The organism is Pseudomonas machongensis, from assembly GCF_034961125.1.
Lineage (GTDB): Bacteria > Pseudomonadota > Gammaproteobacteria > Pseudomonadales > Pseudomonadaceae > Aquipseudomonas > Aquipseudomonas machongensis.
Genome location: NZ_JAYFUI010000186.1, coordinates 113004 through 132170 on the forward strand (window position 1 = coordinate 113004; position 19167 = coordinate 132170).

16 protein-coding genes are annotated in these 19167 nt (G+C 65.9%); 11 read left to right on the forward strand and 5 right to left on the reverse strand.

Annotated elements, in window-relative coordinates:
• Window positions 1-22: 22 nt before the first annotated feature.
• The gene (locus VA602_RS18575) at window positions 23-682 is read right to left on the reverse strand and encodes an HAD family hydrolase (RefSeq protein WP_323453927.1); all 660 of its coding nucleotides are present in this window, start codon (window positions 680-682) and stop codon (window positions 23-25) included.
• Window positions 683-785: 103 nt separating this feature from the next.
• Here VA602_RS18575 and lexA point away from each other — a divergent pair, with 103 nt between their 5' ends.
• The 4 genes from lexA to VA602_RS18595 are packed head-to-tail and all read left to right on the forward strand — an operon-like array spanning window position 786 to window position 6515.
• Window positions 786-1394, forward strand: a complete 609-nt coding sequence (gene lexA, locus VA602_RS18580; RefSeq protein ID WP_112899583.1) for a transcriptional repressor LexA — start codon at window positions 786-788, stop codon at window positions 1392-1394.
• Window positions 1394-2014, forward strand: coding sequence for a translesion DNA synthesis-associated protein ImuA (gene imuA, locus VA602_RS18585; protein WP_323453928.1), 621 nt, complete (start codon window positions 1394-1396; stop codon window positions 2012-2014). Before lexA ends, imuA begins: the two co-directional genes overlap by 1 nt.
• A gap of 5 nt (window positions 2015-2019) precedes the next feature.
• Window positions 2020-3438: a Y-family DNA polymerase gene (locus VA602_RS18590; RefSeq protein ID WP_323453929.1), complete on the forward strand. Its 1419-nt coding sequence runs from the start codon at window positions 2020-2022 to the stop codon at window positions 3436-3438.
• Complete coding sequence (locus tag VA602_RS18595) at window positions 3435-6515, forward strand: error-prone DNA polymerase (RefSeq protein WP_323453930.1); 3081 nt, start codon at window positions 3435-3437, stop codon at window positions 6513-6515. Before VA602_RS18590 ends, VA602_RS18595 begins: the two co-directional genes overlap by 4 nt.
• Before the next feature lie 8 nt (window positions 6516-6523).
• On the opposite strand, the gene VA602_RS18600 is transcribed toward VA602_RS18595, so the two are convergent.
• Window positions 6524-7942: an aminotransferase-like domain-containing protein gene (locus VA602_RS18600; protein WP_323453931.1), complete on the reverse strand. Its 1419-nt coding sequence runs from the start codon at window positions 7940-7942 to the stop codon at window positions 6524-6526.
• A 333-nt stretch (window positions 7943-8275) separates the two neighbouring features.
• On the opposite strand from VA602_RS18600, the gene VA602_RS18605 reads away from it, so the two are divergent.
• Window positions 8276-9688, forward strand: coding sequence for an amino acid permease (locus VA602_RS18605; RefSeq protein ID WP_063545261.1), 1413 nt, complete (start codon window positions 8276-8278; stop codon window positions 9686-9688).
• Between the two features lie 57 nt (window positions 9689-9745).
• Here VA602_RS18605 and VA602_RS18610 read toward each other — a convergent pair whose 3' ends face one another.
• Window positions 9746-10480, reverse strand: coding sequence for a FecR family protein (locus VA602_RS18610; protein ID WP_323453932.1), 735 nt, complete (start codon window positions 10478-10480; stop codon window positions 9746-9748).
• 151 nt (window positions 10481-10631) lie between these two features.
• On the opposite strand from VA602_RS18610, the gene tam reads away from it, so the two are divergent.
• Window positions 10632-11408, forward strand: coding sequence for a trans-aconitate 2-methyltransferase (gene tam, locus VA602_RS18615; protein ID WP_063545259.1), 777 nt, complete (start codon window positions 10632-10634; stop codon window positions 11406-11408).
• Here tam and VA602_RS18620 read toward each other — a convergent pair.
• Entirely contained in the window at window positions 11398-11769 is a 372-nt protein-coding gene (locus VA602_RS18620) for a DUF2784 domain-containing protein (protein WP_323453933.1), read from the reverse strand. The genes tam and VA602_RS18620 overlap by 11 nt on opposite strands.
• Window positions 11770-11863: 94 nt before the next feature.
• Window positions 11864-12733: a LysR substrate-binding domain-containing protein gene (locus VA602_RS18625; protein WP_125929634.1), complete on the reverse strand. Its 870-nt coding sequence runs from the start codon at window positions 12731-12733 to the stop codon at window positions 11864-11866.
• A 239-nt stretch (window positions 12734-12972) separates the two neighbouring features.
• On the opposite strand from VA602_RS18625, the gene VA602_RS18630 reads away from it, so the two are divergent.
• From VA602_RS18630 to VA602_RS18650, 5 genes are all read left to right on the forward strand, one after another.
• Complete coding sequence (locus VA602_RS18630; RefSeq protein WP_323453934.1) at window positions 12973-14289, forward strand: MFS transporter; 1317 nt, start codon at window positions 12973-12975, stop codon at window positions 14287-14289.
• A gap of 14 nt (window positions 14290-14303) precedes the next feature.
• Window positions 14304-15695, forward strand: coding sequence for an FAD-dependent oxidoreductase (locus tag VA602_RS18635; protein WP_323453935.1), 1392 nt, complete (start codon window positions 14304-14306; stop codon window positions 15693-15695).
• Between the two features lie 213 nt (window positions 15696-15908).
• Window positions 15909-16619, forward strand: a complete 711-nt coding sequence (locus tag VA602_RS18640; protein WP_063545256.1) for a YebC/PmpR family DNA-binding transcriptional regulator — start codon at window positions 15909-15911, stop codon at window positions 16617-16619.
• A gap of 74 nt (window positions 16620-16693) precedes the next feature.
• The gene (locus VA602_RS18645) at window positions 16694-17638 is read left to right on the forward strand and encodes a LysR family transcriptional regulator (protein WP_323453936.1); all 945 of its coding nucleotides are present in this window, start codon (window positions 16694-16696) and stop codon (window positions 17636-17638) included.
• Between the two features lie 107 nt (window positions 17639-17745).
• Window positions 17746-19158: a DOPA decarboxylase gene (locus VA602_RS18650; RefSeq protein WP_063545254.1), complete on the forward strand. Its 1413-nt coding sequence runs from the start codon at window positions 17746-17748 to the stop codon at window positions 19156-19158.
• The last annotated feature ends 9 nt before the right edge of the window (window positions 19159-19167 follow it).

Sequence of the window (19167 nt, forward strand, 5' to 3'; positions counted from 1 at the left end):
GCCGCGCCTACCGAGGCGAGGGTCAAGCCTGCATCCGTTCGATCAACGCCCACAGCCGTGGGTCGTTGTAATCCTCGATCACCAGTTGCGCGCCGGCCTGCAGCAGGCGCTCGGCCGGCTGGGTGGTGGCCAGGGCCACGGTGAAGATCCCAGCGTCGACCGCCGCCTTCACGCCGGGCAGCGAGTCTTCGAAGGCCAGTGCCTGCGGGGCCTTGGCTTCCAGGCGCTGGAGGCCGGTGAGGTAGGGCAGTGGGTCGGGCTTGGGCCGGGCCAGTTCGTCGGCCACCAGCACATGCTCGAAGCGCTCGCCCAGGCCCATGGCCCCCAGCATGTGCTCGGCGTTCAGCCGCGGGGCATTGGTCACCACGCACATGCCGATGCCATGGCGCTCGGCGTGCTCCAGCAGGCGCAGCAGGCCCGGCATCGGCTCGAGCGTGGGCGACATTTCGCGGAACAGCGCCTCCTTGCGGTCGGCCAGGTTCTTGCACTCGGCGGCATCGGCCTGGGGGAACAGCTCCTTGAACAGCAGGCCATTGGAGCGGCCGCTGACCTGGGCGTTGAATTGCTCCTGGGTCAGTTCGCGGCCGTCGTAATCGTGCAGCAGCTTGCGAAACGCCTGCAGGTGCAGGGTGTCGGTGTCGGTGAGGGTCCCATCGAGGTCGAACAGCAGGGCGGTCAGCATCGGGCATCCTGGCAGTGAAGAAACAATTCAGCAGCCATCATAGCCAAACTCGGCGACGAAGGGGGCTGTTCAGTGTTTTCGGAAAAGAGTACAAATGTGCTCCATGGACAAATTATCCCCCAAACGCCGCGCCATTCTCGAATTCATCCGCGAGCGCATCGCCGACCACGGCCAGCCGCCGAGCCTGGCCGATATCGCCGAGCGCTTCGGTTTCGCCTCGCGCAGCGTGGCGCGCAAGCACATCACTGCCCTGCATGAGGGTGGTTACATCGAGGTCACGCCTAACCAGGCGCGGGGCATTCGCCTGGCCGAACCGCTGCGCCGACCGGAAATCCTCGAGATTCCGGTGCTTGGCCGGGTCGCCGCCGGTGCGCCGATCGGCCCGGACCTGGGCATCCACGAACAACTGCTGATCGACCCCAGCCTGTTCCGTCGCACGCCCGACTACCTGCTCAAGGTGCGCGGCGATTCGATGATCGGCGACGGTATCCTCGACGGCGATCTGGTCGGCATTCTCCAGCAGGGCGATGCCCGCGATGGGCAGATCGTCGTTGCGCGGCTCGATGGCGAGGTCACCATCAAGCGCCTGCAACGGGTGGCGGGCGGCTATCGGCTGCTGCCACGCAACCCGGCCTATGCCCCCATCGACGTGGGCCCCGAGCACGACTTCTGCATCGAAGGTGTGTTCTGCGGCCTGCTGAGGCGTGACTGATGGGCGCGGTAGTCGATCTCGATGGGCTGCTCGACCAGCGCCGAATCTGGCGTGGGCGGCAGGTCCAGGCACGCCCGCTCGGTTTGCAGCCCACCGGTCATGCCGCGCTGGACGAGCGCCTGCCTGAAGGGGGCTGGCCGTCGGCGGCGCTCAGCGAGTTGCTGCTGGCCAGCCCCGGTTGCGGTGAACTGCAGTTGCTCTGGCCGACCCTCGCCCGGCTGAGCGGCGAAGGTGGGCGGGTGGTGCTGGTAGCGCCGCCGTTCATTCCCTACGCGCCGGCCTGGCAGGCGGCAGGCGTCGATCTGCGCTGGCTGGCGCAGGTCGCGGCCGAGCCAGACGATGCGCTGTGGGCTGCCGAGCAGTGCCTGCGCTCTGGCAGTTGTGCGGCGGTACTGTGCTGGCCGGAGCGCGCCGACGACCGCTCATTGCGCCGCCTGCAGGTCGCCGCTGAAACCGGTGAGGCGCTGGCCTTCGCCTGCCGACCCCAGCAGGCGGCGCACAACCCGTCGCCTGCGGCTTTGCGTATCGCCATCGATACGCGTCCGGCACAGTGGCGAGTGCTCAAGTGCCGTGGCGGCCTGGTGCCGGCCACGCCCATCGCCGCTCCCGGACGAGGCTGATCGCCATGCTCTGGGCCTGCATCCTGCTGCCGCAGCTGGCGCTGGACACCGTTCAGCGCGGGCGTGACGACGCCAATTCGCCGCTGGTACTGATTGGCGGCCCAGCGCAACGACGGGTGTTGCAGGCGGTCAATGCGGCGGCCGCCGACCTGGGGCTGCGCGCTGGGCAGACGCTGACTGCCGCCCGCGCCCTGGCTGACGGCTTCACCTGTGTCGAGGCCGATCCGGCGCGCATCGACGAAGTACAGCAACTGTTGGCGGCCTGGGCCTACCGGTTCAGCGCTCAGGTCAGTCTGCACTATCCGCGTGCGTTGTTGCTGGAGGTGGGGTCGAGCCTGCAACTGTTCGGTCCGTGGACGAGTTTCGAGGCGCGTCTGCGTACAGAACTGCAGGAACTCGGCCTGCGTCATCGCATTGTGCTGGCGAGCAACCCGGTGGCGGCGCGCATGCTGGTCAACGGGCACGATGGCCTGGCGCTGACCTGCGCCGAGCAGACGCGCGCAGCATTGGCGAACATGCCTCTGGATCGGGTCGGCTTGCCTGCTGATGCCGCCCAGGCCCTCTCGCGCATGGGGTTGCGCCGGCTGGGCGAGGTCATGGCCTTGCCGCGTGATGCCCTGGCCAAGCGTTTTGCTGCGCCTGTGCAGTTGCACCTGGACCAACTCTTCGGCCAGCGTGCGCTGGGGCTGGATTTCTATCAGCCGCCAGACCGGTTCGAGTCCAGGCTGGAGCTGAATTTCGATGTGGAATCGCACCAGGCATTACTGTTTCCCCTGCGCCGGCTGATCAACGACCTGGCGGCCTTTCTTGCCGGGCGTGACTGCGGCGTGCAGCGTTTCGAGCTGCACCTGGAGCACGTAGAAGGGCCGGATACCGTGCTTAAGGTCGGCTTGCTGGCGGCCGAGCGCGAAGCGACGATGCTCTTCGAGCTGGCCCGTGGCCGTTTGGAGCCGCTGCGCATTCCGGCGCCGGTGCGCAACGTGCGCCTGCTGGCCGCCGACCTGCCAGCGTTCGTGCCACAGCATCGCGCGCTGTTCGATCCGCGTTCGCAGCAGGCCCAGCCCTGGGAGCAGTTGCGCGAGCGCTTGCGTGCCCGGTTGGGCGACGAGGCGGTCATGGGGCTGCGCGCCGAAGCCGATCATCGTCCCGAGCATGCCTGGCAGGCCAGCGAGCAGGGCGCTGCCGGTAGCCTGGCTGTCGCGCCCGGCAGCCGTCCTGGCTGGTTGCTGCCCCAGGCCCTGGCTTTGCCCGAGGGCGGCCTGCAATGGCTTGGCCAAGCCGAGCGCATCGAATCGGGCTGGTGGGATGGCGGAGATGTGCGCCGTGACTACTACCGCATCGAAACCCGCGAAGGGTTGCGCGGTTGGGCCTACCGCGACCTCGCCCAACCCGGCCCCTTGTGGCTGCAGGGCTGGTTCGCATGAGCCTGCCTGAGTACGCCGAGCTGCATTGCCTGTCGAATTTCAGTTTTCAGCGCGGCGCCTCCAGCGCCGACGAGCTGTTTCGTCGTGCCCAAGAGCAGGGCTATCAGGCCCTGGCAATCACCGACGAATGTACCCTGGCCGGGATTGTCCGCGCCTGGCAGGCGGCCCGCGAGCATGGCGTACGACTGATCGTCGGCAGCGAAGTGCAGGTGCAGGATGGGCCGCGCCTGGTGCTGCTGGTGGAGAACCTGACCGGCTACCAGAACCTCTGCGCGCTCATTACCCGCGCGCGGCGTCGGGCAGAGAAGGGCGAGTATCGATTGCTGGCCGAAGACCTGCAGGCGCATTGCTCAGGCTTGCTGGCGCTGTGGATCGCTGACGACCCTGGCGACCCCGAACCTGGCCGCTGGTTGCAGGCACTGTTCCCCGAGCGGCTGTGGCTGGCAGTGCACCAGCACCGTGGCAGCGAGGACGCAGCGCGCTTGCAGCGTTTGCGTGCCCTGGCCGGGCAACTGGCGATTCGCGCCGTGGCCTGTGGCGACGTGCACATGCATGTACGTGGTCGTCGCGCCTTGCAGGACTGCATGACCGCGATCCGCCAGCACTGCACGGTGGCCGAGGCCGGGCGTTACCTCTACCCCAATGGCGAACGCCACCTGCGCAGCCGCGAGCAACTGGCCGAGCTGCACCCCGGCGACCTGCTGAGCGAAACCCTGGTCATTGCCGAGCGCTGCCGCTTCGACCTGAGCGAGCTGAAGTACCAGTACCCCCGTGAGCTGGTCCCTGAAGGCCACAGCCCGGCGAGCTGGTTGCGTCACCTGTGCGAGCAGCGCCTGTCGATACGCTGGCCGCAGGGCGCCAGCGCCGAGGTGTACCAGACCCTCGAAGGCGAGCTGGCGCTGATCGAGGAGTTGGGGTACGAGAGTTACTTCCTCACCGTCTACGACATCGTCGATTTCGCCCGTCGACAAAACATTCTCTGCCAGGGGCGGGGATCTGCCGCCAATTCGGTGGTGTGCTTCGTGCTGGGGATCACCGAGCTCGACCCGATGAGTCACCGCCTGCTGTTCGAGCGCTTTCTCTCACGTGAGCGCAATGAACCGCCCGACATCGATGTGGACTTCGAACACGACCGCCGTGAAGAGGTGATCCAGTATGTGTTCAGGCGCTATGGCCGGCACCGCGCGGCGCTTACCGCGGTGGTCAGCACCTATCACGCTGCTGGCGCCGTGCGTGACGTGGCTCGGGTGCTGGGTCTGCCGAGCGACCAGGTGGATGCCCTGGCCAAATGCTGCGGGCGCTGGAGCGATCGCATTCCCGATGCGCAGCGCCTGGCCGAGGCTGGTTTCGAGGCGCAGAGCCCATCGTTGCGGCGTATCCTGGTGCTGGCGGGTGAGCTGATCGGTTTCCCTCGACACCTGTCGCAGCACCCTGGCGGTTTCGTGATCTGCGAGCAGCCACTGGACCAGCTGGTGCCGGTGGAGAACGCCGCCATGCCCGAACGCACGGTGATCCAGTGGGACAAGGACGACCTGGACATGGTGGGTCTGCTCAAGGTCGATGTGCTCGCCCTGGGCATGCTCAGCGCCCTGCGCCGTTGTTTCGATCTGCTCCGGCTGCACCGTGGCCGCGAGCTGACACTGGCCAGCATCCCCCAGGAAGATCCCGCCACCTACGCGATGATCAGCCGCGCCGAGACCATGGGGGTGTTCCAGATCGAGTCGCGGGCACAGATGGCCATGCTGCCGCGCCTGCAGCCGCGCACCTTCTACGACCTGGTCATCGAGGTGGCAATCGTGCGGCCCGGGCCGATCCAGGGGGACATGGTGCATCCCTATCTGCGGCGGCGTCTGAAGCAAGAGCCGGTCACCTATCCTTCGAAAAAACTCGAGGCGGTTTTCGAGCGGACCCTCGGTGTGCCGTTGTTCCAGGAGCAGGTAATGGAACTGGCGATGGTCGCGGCCGACTACACCCCAGGCGAAGCCGACCAGTTGCGCCGCAGCATGGCGGCGTGGAAGCGTCATGGCGGGCTGGAGCCGCATCGGCTGCGTTTGCTCGACGGCATGTTGCGCAATGGTTACGAGCTGGCCTTTGCCGAACGCATCTTCGAGCAGATCAAGGGTTTCGGCAGCTATGGCTTCCCCGAGTCCCACGCCGCCAGCTTCGCCTTGCTGTGCTATGCCAGCAGTTGGCTCAAGTGCCACGAGCCGGCGATCTTCACCTGCGCGTTGATCAACAGTTGGCCCATGGGGTTCTACAGCCCGGACCAACTGCTGCAGGAAGCCCGTCGTCAGGGCATCGAGGTGCGGCCAGTGGATGTCTTTCACAGCGTCTGGGATTGCACCCTGGAGCCGCAGGACGATGACGCCCTGGCGATTCGCCTGGGGTTGCGACAAATCCGTGGTTTCAGCGAGGACGAGGCCCGGCGCCTGGAGCAGGCCCGTGCGCAGCGGCCGTGGCGGGATGTCGAGGACCTGTGTCTGCGCGCAGCCTTGGACAGCCGCGCCCGTGCCCGCCTGGCCGATGCCGGCGCTTTGCGCGCCCTGGCCCGCGATCGCCACCAGGCACGCTGGCAGGTCGCTGCCGTGCAGGCGCAACTGCCGTTGTTCGCTGGGGTCGAGTCTGCGCCTGAGAGCGAAGTGAGCTTGCCGGCGCCGAGCATCGCCGAAGACCTGTTCGCCGACTACGCGACCCTGGGCACCACACTTGGCCCGCATCCCTTGAAGCTGCTGCGTTCACGCCTGCGCGCGCTGGGTTGCCGCAGCTCCCGTGAGCTGGATGACTTGAGCCATGGCGACAGCATCGCCGTGGCCGGCATCGTCGTGGGTCGCCAGCGCCCCCAGACGGCCAGCGGCGTGACCTTCGTCACCCTGGAAGACGAGTTCGGCATGCTCAACGTGGTGGTGTGGCGGGATCTGGCCGAGCGACAGCGGCGAGCCCTGGTGGGCTCGCAATTGCTCAAGGTCAGTGGCCGGCTGGAGCAGGAGAAGGGTGTCAGACACCTGATCGCGCGGCGGTTGGAGGATGTCAGTGGGTTATTGCGGGGGCTGGATGTGAGGAGTCGGGATTTTCATTAGCCTTTACCTCACCCTCGCCTGACATGCCGCACCAACACCTTCTCCAGCAACTCCCACATCCCGGGATCCGTACTGAACGCCACATTGAACCGCATCCACCCCGTGGCCTGCGCATCGACCATGAACAACTGCCCAGGCCCAAGCATGATCCCCTGTTCCAGCGCATCGTCGAGCAGCGCCGCACTATCGGGAATGGCCGGGTGGCGGGTCCAGATGTACATGCCTTCATCCGACTCGATGAACAACTCGAAGCCCAGTCGATGCAAGTGCCGACCCACTTCCTGATGCGCTTCTGCCAGGCGCTGGCGCAGGCGCTTGAGGTGCTTGCGCCAGCGACCGTCGATCACTGCGGCGTATACCACCCGCTCCATCACCTGCGAGGTGGTCAGCCCTGAACGCATCTTCAACTGCAACAGCTGCTGCATCACTTCGGCTTCGGCCACCAGGTAGCCCACCCGCACGTTGGGCGAGATGCTCTTGGAGTAGCTGCCCACGTATACCACCTGCTGCAGATGATCGAGGCTGGCAAGGCACGGCTGCGGCTCGGCGATCATGTCGGCGTAGAGGTTGTTCTCCACCAGGCGCAAACCATGCTGCGACGCCAGTTGCAGCAGGCGGTGCAACTGCGCGAGCGGCGTGCGCGAACAGGTCGGGCTGTGCAGGTGTGGCTGGGTGAAGAACACCGTCGGGCGATGGTGGGCGAGCAAGCGCTCCAACTGGTCGAGGTCGTAGCCCACCGGTGTGCGCGGGACGCCCACCAAGGTCGCGCCCTGAAAGCGCAGGATGCTCATCAGGTTGGGATAGCCTGGGTCGTCCACCAGCACCACGTCACCCGGTCGCACCAGGGTGCGCACGGCCAGGTCCAGCGCCTGGCTGGCGCCATGGGTGAGCATCAGTTGCGCAGGGTTGGCGACGATCGACAGCTCCTGCTGCAGGTTCTGCGCGGTCAGCGCGCGCAATTCAGGCAGGCCCATCGGATCACCATAGCCAGACAGCTCCAGCGGGCTGCCGGCCACCTGGCGCATGCCGCGACGCAAGCCATCTTCGTACATCCAGTCATTTGGCAGCCAGCCGCAGCCGGGTTTGAACGGCAGTTGGCGGGTCTCGAAGATCTGTTGCAGGTACCACTCGGAGTTGAACGATGGTCGGGTTGTGTCAGCTTGCGGGGTATGCGTGTCGAGCAACTCGCCCGCCGAGCGGCTGACGAAGAAACCCGCATTGCCGCGACTGACCAGCAGCCCCTGGGCCACCAGGCGGTCGTAGGCTTCGACCACGGTGAAGGTGCTCACCGAGTAGGTCGAGGCGAACGCGCGGATAGACGGCACCTTGGCACCGGGCTTGAGGGTCTGGTTGTCGATGAGCTCGCGCAATCCGTCGATGATCTGGTTGACCAGCGGGGTAGGGGAGTCTGGATGTAGTCGCAGCATGGGGTGCCTTCAGGTGTGCGTAACGCCAAGCGCCTGCAGGGTGTCGCGGGTGTATTGCATTGGCGGCCTGTACAGTGCAGTGCGAGTTTCATGCCACTGTGCATGGCTCTATGTGTCGGACATTTTTACATTAGGTGTCAGATATCGCCAGATGCAACACGTTCAGTTCGCCCGAGCGGCAACCCTCGGGCGCGTCAGCAGGCCGCCATGGATGGTCTGCGTGTGTTCTTCACACCTCCTGCCCGCAATAGCGCTGATGTACAGGTGAGGCCGATAACCATCGGGGTTTCACAGTTTTTCCTTGGATAAAAAGAAGCACGGGGTACACAACTGATGGACGCAACATCCACATCCACCACCTCCGCGGAAGGCGGGCACGAGAGCAAGCTCAGTGCCTCGCTCAAGTCGCGCCACCTGACGATGATGTCGATCGCCGGGGTCATTGGCGGCGCCTTGTTCGTCGGCTCCGGCAGCGTGATCCACAGCGCCGGCCCAGCGGCTGTCCTGGCGTACCTCGCCGGCGGCATCCTGGTGGTGCTGATCATGCGCATGCTCGGCGAGATGGCGACTTCCTCGCCGGACACCGGCTCGTTCTCGACCTACGCTGACCGCGCCATCGGGCGTTGGGCCGGTTTCACCATCGGTTGGCTGTACTGGTGGTACTGGGTCATCCTCATGGCCTGGGAAGCCTACGTGGCGGGCAAGATCCTGCATGGCTTCTTCCCTGATGTCAGCGTCAACGTGTTCGTGCTGGCGACCACCTTGTTGCTGATCACCGTGAACTTCTTCAACGTCAAGCACTACGGCGAATTCGAGTTCTGGTTCGCCTTGATCAAGGTGGTGGCGATCGTCTGTTTCCTGGTGGTGTGTACCGCCGCCGTGATGAACGTCTGGCAGTTCGGTGAGGTGCGCGGCATCACCCACCTGACCGCCGAAGGCTTCATGCCCAACGGCATCACCACGGTGATCGGCGCCTTGCTCGGCGTGATGTTCGCCTTCCTCGGTGCCGAGATCGTGACCATCGCGGCTTCGGAAGCGAAGGACCCGGCTACCCAGATCGTCAAGGCCACCAACTCGGTGGTGTGGCGTGTGTGTCTGTTCTACGTCGGCTCGATCTTCCTGATCGTCTGCCTGGTGCCGTGGAACGATCCGCACCTGGGCGTTTCCGGCTATGGCGCCTACCGTCGCACCCTGGAACTGCTGGGTGTACCGTATGCCGAGCTGCTGATGAACTTCGTGGTGTTGACCTCGGTGAGCAGTTGCCTGATCTCCGGCCACTACACCGCTTCGCGCATGCTCTTCTCGCTGTCGCAGCGCGGTGATGCACCGTCGTTCTTCAAGATCACCCGCACCGGGACCGGCGTGCCGGTATACGCGATCCTCGGCTCCTGCGCCGTGGCGGTGGTCTGTGCGCTGATCAACTTCAGCGAGACCCTGCGCCCGAAGGATGTGCTGGAAACCCTGATGAACACCACCGGCATGATCGCCCTGCTGGTGTACCTGGTGATCGCCTTCTCGCAGCTGCGCATGCGCCGCAAGCTGATCGCCGAGGGCCGTGAGGTGCGCCTGAAGATGTGGCTGTTCCCCTGGCTGACCTACCTGGTGATCGCTTTCATCGTTGCCGCACTGGTGACCATGGCCTTCATGCCTGACTACCAGATCCTGGTGATCTCCACTGGTATCGCCGCGGCCATCGTGGTGGCCATGGGTGTGGTGCATCAGATCCGTAGCGCCAAGCGGCACTGATCGCTACCTGGGTTGTACTGAAAACGCGGCCGGCTCCTCCAGAGACCGGCCGCGTTTTCATTTGCGCCGCACCACCGTCAGCCAATCGGTGTAACGGGCGACCTTGATCGGCAGGGCGGCCTGCAGGTCATCCAGGGCCTGGTCGGTGTCGTCCAGGGCCAGGTCGTCGGCGACCTTCAGGTCGGCCAGCGAGGAGGCATCGAACAGCAGCAGGCCACGGTGGTGCCGGGCCAGGCGCTCGAGCGTTTCGTTCAACGGCTGACCATCGCCGGGTAGGCGCTCCAGGTACCAGGCTGCCTGGGTATCGCCGGTATCGACCTGGGTCAGGGTGCCGGGGGTGATGCCATCGAAGCGCAACTGCTGGCCGCGGTTGAGCGAGCGTTGGCGGTCGTTGCCCGTCAGTTCGACCCGCCCCTCCAGCACGGTGACTTCGCTGCTGTCCTGCAGCCTTTCGACGATCAGTTTCGCGTCCAGCGGCCGCAGGCTGCCGTGTGGGGTGACGATGAACAGCGGGCGGGTATCGCCCCGCGCCACCTCCAGCAACAGTTGGCCCTTGAGCAGGTCGATCCGTCGCTGGGCGCGGTCGAACGTCAGGTCCACGGCCGACCCGTTGTCCAGGGTCAACAGGCTGCCGTCCTCCAGTTGCCGGGTCAGGCGGTTCTGGCTGTCGGTGGACAGGTCGGACAGCTCGAAGCCCTGGCCCATCCAGGGCGAGGCGAGCAGGAAGGAGGCGCCGATCAACGCAAGGATGGCCAGAGGCAGGGCAAGACGCGGATAGGGGAAGGCATTCATGGCAAGCGACGTGTGGAGGTTATGCGGATGACCTCCAGCATAGGCTGTCGGTTCCTGTTTTCGTTCAGGCGAAGCGGATCGGTCAGACCGATACCCCGGACGTTCGGGAAAAGGCCTATGCTAGCGCTTCCAACTGCCGAAGGAGTCGCCCATGGCCTGGTCCGCCACCCAATATTCGCTCTTCGAAAATGAACGCACCCGCGCCGTGCGCGATCTGCTCGCGGCCGTGCCACCGCGGCCGGTGCGCCATGCCACTGACCTTGGTTGCGGCCCTGGCAACTCCACCGAGGTCCTGCTGCAACAGCATGGCGACGCCCAGGTGCTGGCCTTGGACAGCGACCAGGACATGATCGACAAGGCGCGCGAGCGACCACGCCTGAAGGTGCCGCGGGTGCGTTGCGAGGTAGCCGATATCGCCACCTGGAAGGCTGCCGAACCTCAGGACCTGATCCTCGCCAACGCGTCGTTGCAATGGGTGCCGAACCACCGTGAGCTGTACCCGCACCTGATCCGCCAGCTTTCCGAGGGTGGCAGCCTGGCGGTGCAGACTCCCGACAACCTTGACGAACCTGCCCACAAGCGCATGCGTGAGATTGCCAGCCAAGGCCCGTGGAAAGACAAGTTCAGCGATTTTTCCTTGCCACCGCGACACAGCGGCGCGTTCTACTACGACCTGCTGAGCCCGCTGTGCGAACGCGTGGATGTGTGGCGTACCACCTATCACCATGTCCTCGAGGGCGGCGCGGGCGCCGTGGTGGAGTGGTTCAAGGGGTCGGGCCTGCGGCCGTACCTGGCGCGGCTGGACGAGGCCGAGCGCGAAAGCTTCCTGCAGCTCTACTTGCAGGCCATGGAGCAGGATTACCCGAAAGCCACCGATGGCAAGGTGTTGCTGCCGTTCCCGCGGTTGTTCGTGGTCGCTACCCGCTAGCACGCCACCCGCGCCAGAGCACATAGCCGTAGATGCCAAGGTTGAGCAGCAACACGATCAACCCGAGCAGCACCTGGATCTGCGGTGTCAGCCCGGCAGGGTATATCAGCGGCCAGACATAGTGCTCGACGAACCCACCCTGGTAGCCAGCCTGGCCGGCTGCCAGGCGCATGCTGTTTTCCCAGCCGGTCAGCGGGCACTGCAGATGCAGGCATTCCACCGAAAGCCCCCAGGCCAGGGCCGGCAGATGCAGGAGCAGGGCGCGGCGCCAGCGCAGCACGAGCAGGCCGCCGAACAGCACCAGCAGGATGAAGGCCAGGTGCAGCAGGACCAGGGCGTCGGCGCTTAGGCGGTAGAGCATGGTGGGCGGTGTCCGCTGTGGGGCGAGTCATCAGCATAGGGCAGATTGCAGGGTTGTCGGGGCCGGCCTGATCGCAGGGGCGGCACCGATGGAGTCACAGCGCTTCTTGCACCATCTGCAGAAACGTCGCCACCACTCGCCGCGTGCGTTGTTCGCTCAGGCACACCAGCGTCTCGGTCAGGTGGCGTTGGCAATCGACGATGGGGAGTGCGCACACCCGTGAGTCGGCGCCGAATTCCGCCGCCGACACCACGCCCACGCCAATCCCCACCACCACCGCTTCACGCGCCGCTTCACGACCCTCGACCTGGATGGCCGGGCGGATGCGCAGGCCCGCGCGCTGCATCTCTTCTTCCAGGGTCTGGCGCGTCACCGAGCCGGGCTCACGCAAGACCAGCGGCGTGTCGTCCAGGTCGGCCAGGCTGATCGAGGCGCGGCTGGCCCAAGGGTGGTCCCGGGACACGAAGGCCACCATCGGGTCACGCCGCATCGGCACGCAGAACAGCCGCTCGTCATCGACGTCGCGCCCGAGCAGGGCCAGGTCGGCCTGGTAGCTGAACAGGCGCGCCAGCGACTCATCGGTGTTGCCCGTCTCGATCTTGACCTGAATCCCCGGGTAGCGCTGGCAGAAGCGCGCAACCTGCGGCAGTACGTGCACGGGGGCATCCACCGCCAGCACCAGGCTGCCGGTGTGCAGGGCACGCGAATCCTGCAGCAGCTCCAGGGCTTCGGCTTCACAGGCGAACAGGCGTTGGCTGATGCCCAACAGGCGTTCGCCCAGGTCGGTGAGCTGCACCGAGCGCTTGTTGCGCTGGAACAGCAGCACGCCGAAGCGTTCCTCCAGCTTGCGCACCTGGTCGGACACCGCCGGCTGGGTGAGGAAGAGTTTCTCGGCGGCCCGGGTGAAGCTGCCGTGTTCGGCCACGGCGTGAAAGGCCTTGAGCTGCGCTTGCGAGACCGACATGAACACCTCGGAACAGGTTCAGTTAAAAGCTGGGCTTATGTGTGAAATACGATAAATCGATTTTATTTATCAGTCATCAGCTGCTTCCATGTCGCTCAACCCGGGGCAGCTTCAAAAGCTCTTGCGCCGGGCCATGGTCCAGCCAGATGACGTCCCTCCGTCATGCAGTGCGCAACACAACAACAAGACAGGCGTTTCTTCACATTCTGCCGGCACACTCAGCAAGAGGTCAGAGTCAAATGAACCAGTCTTTCGGTGCCATCAAGCGGTGGCGCATGCAGATCTTCGCCATCACCTGGCTGGCCTACGCCGCCTTCTACTTCACCCGCAAGGCGTTCTCGGTCGCCAAGCTTGGCATTGCTGAAGATCCAGGCTTCATGCTCGACAAGGCCGCCATGGCCAACCTCGATGCGATCTATCTGGCGGCCTACGCCGTGGGTCAGTTCACCTGGGGCATGCTTGCCGACCGCTTCGGCCCACGCGTGGTGGTACTCGGCGGCCTGCTGATCTCGGCCGCAGCAGCGGTGGTGATGGGCAGTTACGCGACCTTCCCGATCTTTGCCACCTGCATGCTGGTCCAGGGCCTGGCGCAGTCGACCGGCTGGGCAGGGCTGTGCAAGAACATCGGCAGTTTCTTCCCGTCATCCCAGCGCGGCCGGGTGCTGGGGCTGTGGAGTTCGTGCTACGCCTTTGGCGGCCTGGTGGCCTCGCCCTTTGCCGGGTGGTGGGCATACACCCTGGTTGGCAGCTGGCACGCGGCGTTTTTCTCCAGCGCCGTGGTGGTGGCAGCGGTGGCGCTGCTGTTCTTCTTCTTGCAGCGCAACAAGCCCGAAGACGTCGGCCTGCCGGCGGTGGAGCCGGAGCCTCAGAGCATGGCGCCAGGCGCGAACCTGTGCAGCGTCTGGGCGCCGCTGCGCGAAATCCTGCGCAACCGCACGGTACTCACGTTGGGTCTTGCCTACTTCATGCTCAAGCCGGCGCGCTACGCCATTCTGCTGTGGGGGCCGGTGATCGTTTTCGAGCAGATGCCTTCAGTGGGCAAGGTGGGCGCGGCGATCATTCCCACAGCCTTCGAGCTGGCCGGGTTGCTCGGCCCGATCCTGATCGGCCTGGCCTCGGACAAGCTGTTCGGTGCCCGGCGCATGCCGGCCTGCGTGATCAGCCTGGTGCTGCTGACCTTCACCCTGGCCGGTTTCATGGCCGCGATGCACAGCGGCAGTGTGGTGCTGGTCGTTGCGCTGTTGTTCGTCATGGGCCTGACCCTGTACGGACCTGACTCGATGATCAGCGGCGCGGCCGCGATCGACTTCGGCACCGCCAAGGCCGGTGCCACGGCAGCCGGGTTCGTCAATGGCTGCGGCTCGGTGGGTGCGGTGCTGGGTGGCCTTCTGCCGGGCTATTTCGACAGCGTCACGGTGTTCATCGTGTTCGCCGGCACTGCGCTGTTCTCCGCCCTGGTGCTGCTGCCGCACTGGAACAGCCGCCCGGCCAGTGCGCAGGCGGTACATGACGTGGCCCCCAATACCGGCATGGCGATCAAGCCGGTACGTACCTGAAGGAAAGTGAAACGATGAGACCGTTCTGGCTGCAACAGGCCCTGGATCCGCAAAACGAAGCGGTATGCCCGCCGCTGCAAGGTGATGTGCGCTGTGATGTGTGCATCGTCGGTGGCGGCTATACCGGCTTGTGGACCGCGCTGATGCTCAAGGAGGCGCTGCCGGCGCTGGATGTGCTGCTGATCGAGGCGGATATCTGCGGCGCCGGTGCCAGCGGGCGCAATGGTGGTTGTGCGCTGTCGTGGTCGGCCAAGTACTTCACCTTGGAGCGCTTGTTCGGTGTGGCCGAGGCGGTGCGCCTGGTCCGTGAGTCGGAGCGCAGTATCGCGGCCATCGGCACGTTCTGCGCCGAACATCACATCGACTGCGACTACCGCATGGACGGCACCTTGTACACCGCCACCAATGCCGCCCAGGTCGGCAGTACCGATGCGGTGATCGCCGCGCTGCAGCGCCAGGGCATCAACTCGTTCCAGCGTCTGGCGCTGGATGAGGTGCAGCGTCGGGCAGGCTCTGACCGCCACCGGGAAGGCTGGTTCTCGCCAGCGGCCGCCACGGTACAGCCGGGCAAGCTGGTGCGTGGCCTGCGCCGGGTCGCGCTGCAGCGTGGCGTGCGCATCCACGAGGGCACGGCGATGACCAGCCTTGAGCACGGCGCCCCGGTGCAGGTGCGCACCCACCACGGCACCGTGCGTGCCGACCGGGTCGTGCTGGGCCTGAATGCCTGGATGGCGCGGCAGTTCGCGCAGTTCGGGCGCAGCGTGGCGATCGTCTCCAGCGACATGGTGATCACCGAGCCGTGCCCCGAACTGTTGCGCCAGACGGGCCTGGAGACCGGTATCAGCGTGCTCGATTCGCGCATCTTCGTGCATTACTACCACAACACACCCGACGGTCGGCTGATGCTCGGCAAGGGCGGCAATACCTTCGCCTATGGCGGGCGCATGCTGCCGGTCTTCGATCAGCCATCACCCTACCGATCGCTGCTGAAGCGGACCTTGGGCGAGTTCTTCCCGGCGCTGGCCGAGGTGCCGCTGGCCGCGAGCTGGAACGGGCCATCGGATCGCTCGGTGACCGGCTTGCCGTTCTTCGGCCGGCTGGACGGGCAGGGCAACGTGTTCTATGGCTTCGGCTATTCCGGCAGCGGGGTAGGGCCTTGCCACATGGGCGGGCAGATCCTTTCGTCGCTGGCCCTGGGGATGGACAACGCCTGGACGCGCTCGCCCCTGGTCAAGGGGCCGCTGGGGCAGTTCCCGCCGGAGCCGATCCGCTACCTGGGGTCGCTGATGGTGCGCGATGCCGTGCGGCGCAAGGAGCGCGCCGAAGACCGAGGGCTGCGCCCGCGGCGGCTGGATGTGCGGTTGGCGAAGTTCGCGGCGGCGGCGGGGAAGGCGGACAAGGGCTGAGTCGGTGTGGGCATTTTCGCGGGCAAGTCGGGTCGCCGCACCGCCGCTCCCACAGGTACCCACCGCTTGCAGGGGCGGCGGTTCGCCGCTGCGAGTTGCCCGCGAATGTCCGCCATGCGATTTCTTGTCGATCCCACCCGCGAGGGCGTATAAACTCTCCCCACTTTTGGCCGGTCGCTTCCTGAACCGGCCGCTGAGACAAAGAGAGTCGAGATGGGCGCACAGTGGAAAGCCAAGCATAGAGAAACGGCCGCCAACGCCAAGGGCAAGATCATGGGCAAGTTGGCCAAGGAGATCCAGATCGCGGCCAAGTCGGGCGCTGACCCGGATATGAACCCGCGTCTGCGCTTGGCGATCGCCCAGGCCAAGAAAGCCTCGATGACCCGCGAAACCCTCGAGCGTGCGATCAAGAAAGGCGCTGGCCTGGATGGCGAGGCGGTGCAGTACCACGCCGTCAGCTACGAGGGCTTTGCGCCTCACCAGGTGCCGCTGATCGTCGAATGCCTGACCGACAACGTGAACCGTACCGTCGCCCAGATCCGGGTGTTGTTCCGCAAGGGCCAGCTCGGCGCAAGCGGCTCGGTGGCCTGGGACTTCAACCATGTCGGCCTGATCGAGGCCACCCCGGAGGGTGATGCCGACCCGGAAATGGCCGCCATCGAAGCTGGCGCCCAGGACTTCGAGGACGGCGAGGAAGAGGGCTCGACCCTGTTCATCACCGACACCACCGACCTGGACGCGGTGCAGAAGGCCCTGCCCGAGCATGGTTTCACCGTCACCTCGGCGAAGATCGGCTATACCCCGAAAAACCCGGTGAGCGCCGCCAGCCTGAGTGCTGAAGCCCTGGCCGAGGTCGAGGCCTTCCTCGAGGCGATCGACGAGAACGAAGACGTGCAGAACGTCTATGTCGGTCTGACGGACTGACTTCCTGCCGGGCCGCCTCGCGGCCCGATGGGCCCCGCCATGGGGCCCTCCACCTCACCCGCGCAGGTCACCCCATGACCCCCACCTTCGCCTCACTGAGCCTGGCCCACCTGCGCACCCTCGATTGCCTCCTGCAATTGAAGAACCTCAGCCACGCCGCCGAGCGCCTGGGTTGCAGCCAGTCGGCCCTCAGTCGGCAGCTCGCTCACCTGCGCGATGCCTTCGGCGACCCGCTGCTGGTCCGCCAGGGGCGCGGCTATGTGCTCAGCGAACATGCCGAAACCTTGGTCGAACCCTTGCGTCAGGTGCTCGATGAGCTCAGCGCCCTGCGCCAGCCTGCCGCCTTCGACCCGGCGCGTTGCGAGCGGCGTTTCTGCATCGCCGCCTCCGACTATGTGGCCGAGCACATCCTTCCGGACCTGGTGACGGCCCTGGAGCATGAGGCGCCCGGGGTATCCCTCGAGTACCGCACCTGGCAGGCCGGCCAATACGCCTCGCTGGCCAGTGGTGAGGTCGATCTGGCCACCACACTGTTCGATGAGTCCCCGCCCAACCTGCATGGCCGGCTGCTCGGCGAAGACCGGGCAGTGTGCCTGATGGCGGGCGGGCATCCGCTGACCGCCTGCACCACGATCAGCCAGGACGACTACCTTGCTTATCGCCATGTGCGGGTATCCGGCGGCGGCGACAAGGACAGCTTCATCGACCGACACCTGCGTGCCCAGGGCCTGCAGCGACGCATGCAGCTGCAGGTGCCGTTCTTCAGTGCCATGGTGCAGGTGATCGGCAATGGTCAGGCGTTGGCCACGGTACCGGAGCATATCGCCCGCCAACTGTCCCGCCTGCATGGCCTGGCCTGGCGGCCGCTGGGCTTCATCGAGCACAGCCAGCGCTACTGGGTGGTCTGGCACCAGCGCTTGCAGGCCTCGGCCGAGCACCGCTGGTTGCGTAACCGGGTATTCGAGCTGTGGCGCCAGTCGTCGTTCGGCGTGCAGGGCGGGGATGCGCGGTTGCGATAGCAGCTATGCGCGAAACGGGGTTATTGCCCGACGGCGGGTTGCCTAGACTGGGCTGATTGCGGGGTGTCGGTGCTGACACCTCATCCCTTCGCCCAGGAGCCAGCCCAGTGACCCCCGAACAATTCCGCCAATACGGCCACCAGCTCATCGACCTGATCGCCGACTATCGCCAGACCGTCGGCGAGCGCCCGGTGATGGCCCAGGTCGAGCCCGGCTACCTCAAGGCCGCGCTGCCCGAGGCTGCGCCGCAGCAGGGCGAGCCGTTCGCCGCCATCCTCGATGATGTCTCCAGCCTGGTGATGCCCGGCCTGTCGCACTGGCAGCATCCGGACTTCTACGGCTACTTCCCCTCCAACGGCACGCTGTCGTCGGTTCTCGGCGACTTCCTCAGCACAGGGCTTGGCGTGCTCGGCCTGTCCTGGCAGTCCAGCCCGGCCCTGAGCGAGCTGGAGGAAACTACCCTCGACTGGCTGCGCCAGCTGCTGGGGCTGTCGGCGCAGTGGAGCGGGGTGATCCAGGACACGGCCTCCACCAGCACCCTGGTCGCGCTGATCAGCGCACGTGAGCGCAGCACCGACTACATCCTCGCCCGCGGCGGCCTGCAGGCCCAGGACAAGCCGCTGATCGTCTACGTCAGTGCCCATGCCCACAGCTCGGTGGACAAGGCCGCGTTGCTGGCCGGATTCGGCCGCGACAACATTCGTCAGATCCCAACGGACGAGCGCTTCGCCATGATCCCCGAAGCGCTGCAGGCCGCCATCGAGCAGGACCTGGCCGCCGGCAATCAGCCCTGCGCCGTGGTTGCCACCACCGGCACTACCGCCACCACGGCCCTGGACCCGTTGCGCCCGGTCGGTGAGATCGCCCAGGCGGCGGGGTTGTGGCTGCATGTCGATTCGGCGATGGCAGGCTCGGCGATGATCCTCCCCGAATGCCGCTGGATGTGGGACGGCATCGAGCTGGCCGACTCGGTGGTAGTCAATGCGCACAAGTGGCTGGGCGTGGCCTTCGACTGTTCGATCTATTACGTGCGCGACCCGCAGCACCTGATCCGGGTGATGAGTACCAACCCCAGCTACCTGCAGTCGTCGGTGGATGGCGAAGTGAAGAACCTGCGCGACTGGGGCATACCGCTGGGGCGGAGGTTCCGTGCGCTGAAGCTGTGGTTCATGCTGCGCAGCGAAGGGGTCGAGGCCTTGCAGCAGCGCCTGCGCCGAGACCTGGAAAATGCCCGATGGCTGGCCGAGCAGGTCGCGGCGGCGCCGGGTTGGAAACTGCTGGCGCCGGTGCAGTTGCAGACCCTGTGCATTCGGCATGAACCAGAGGGGCTGGACGGTGAGGCGCTGGATGAGCACACCCGTGGCTGGGCAGACCGGCTCAATGCTTCCGGCGATGCCTACGTGACCCCGGCCACCCTGCAAGGCCGGTGGATGGTACGGGTGTCGGTCGGCGCGCTGCCGACGGAACGGGCGGATGTGGAGCGGTTGTGGAGGAACCTGCAGGCGGTGGTCAAGGCTTGAGGTTGCCGG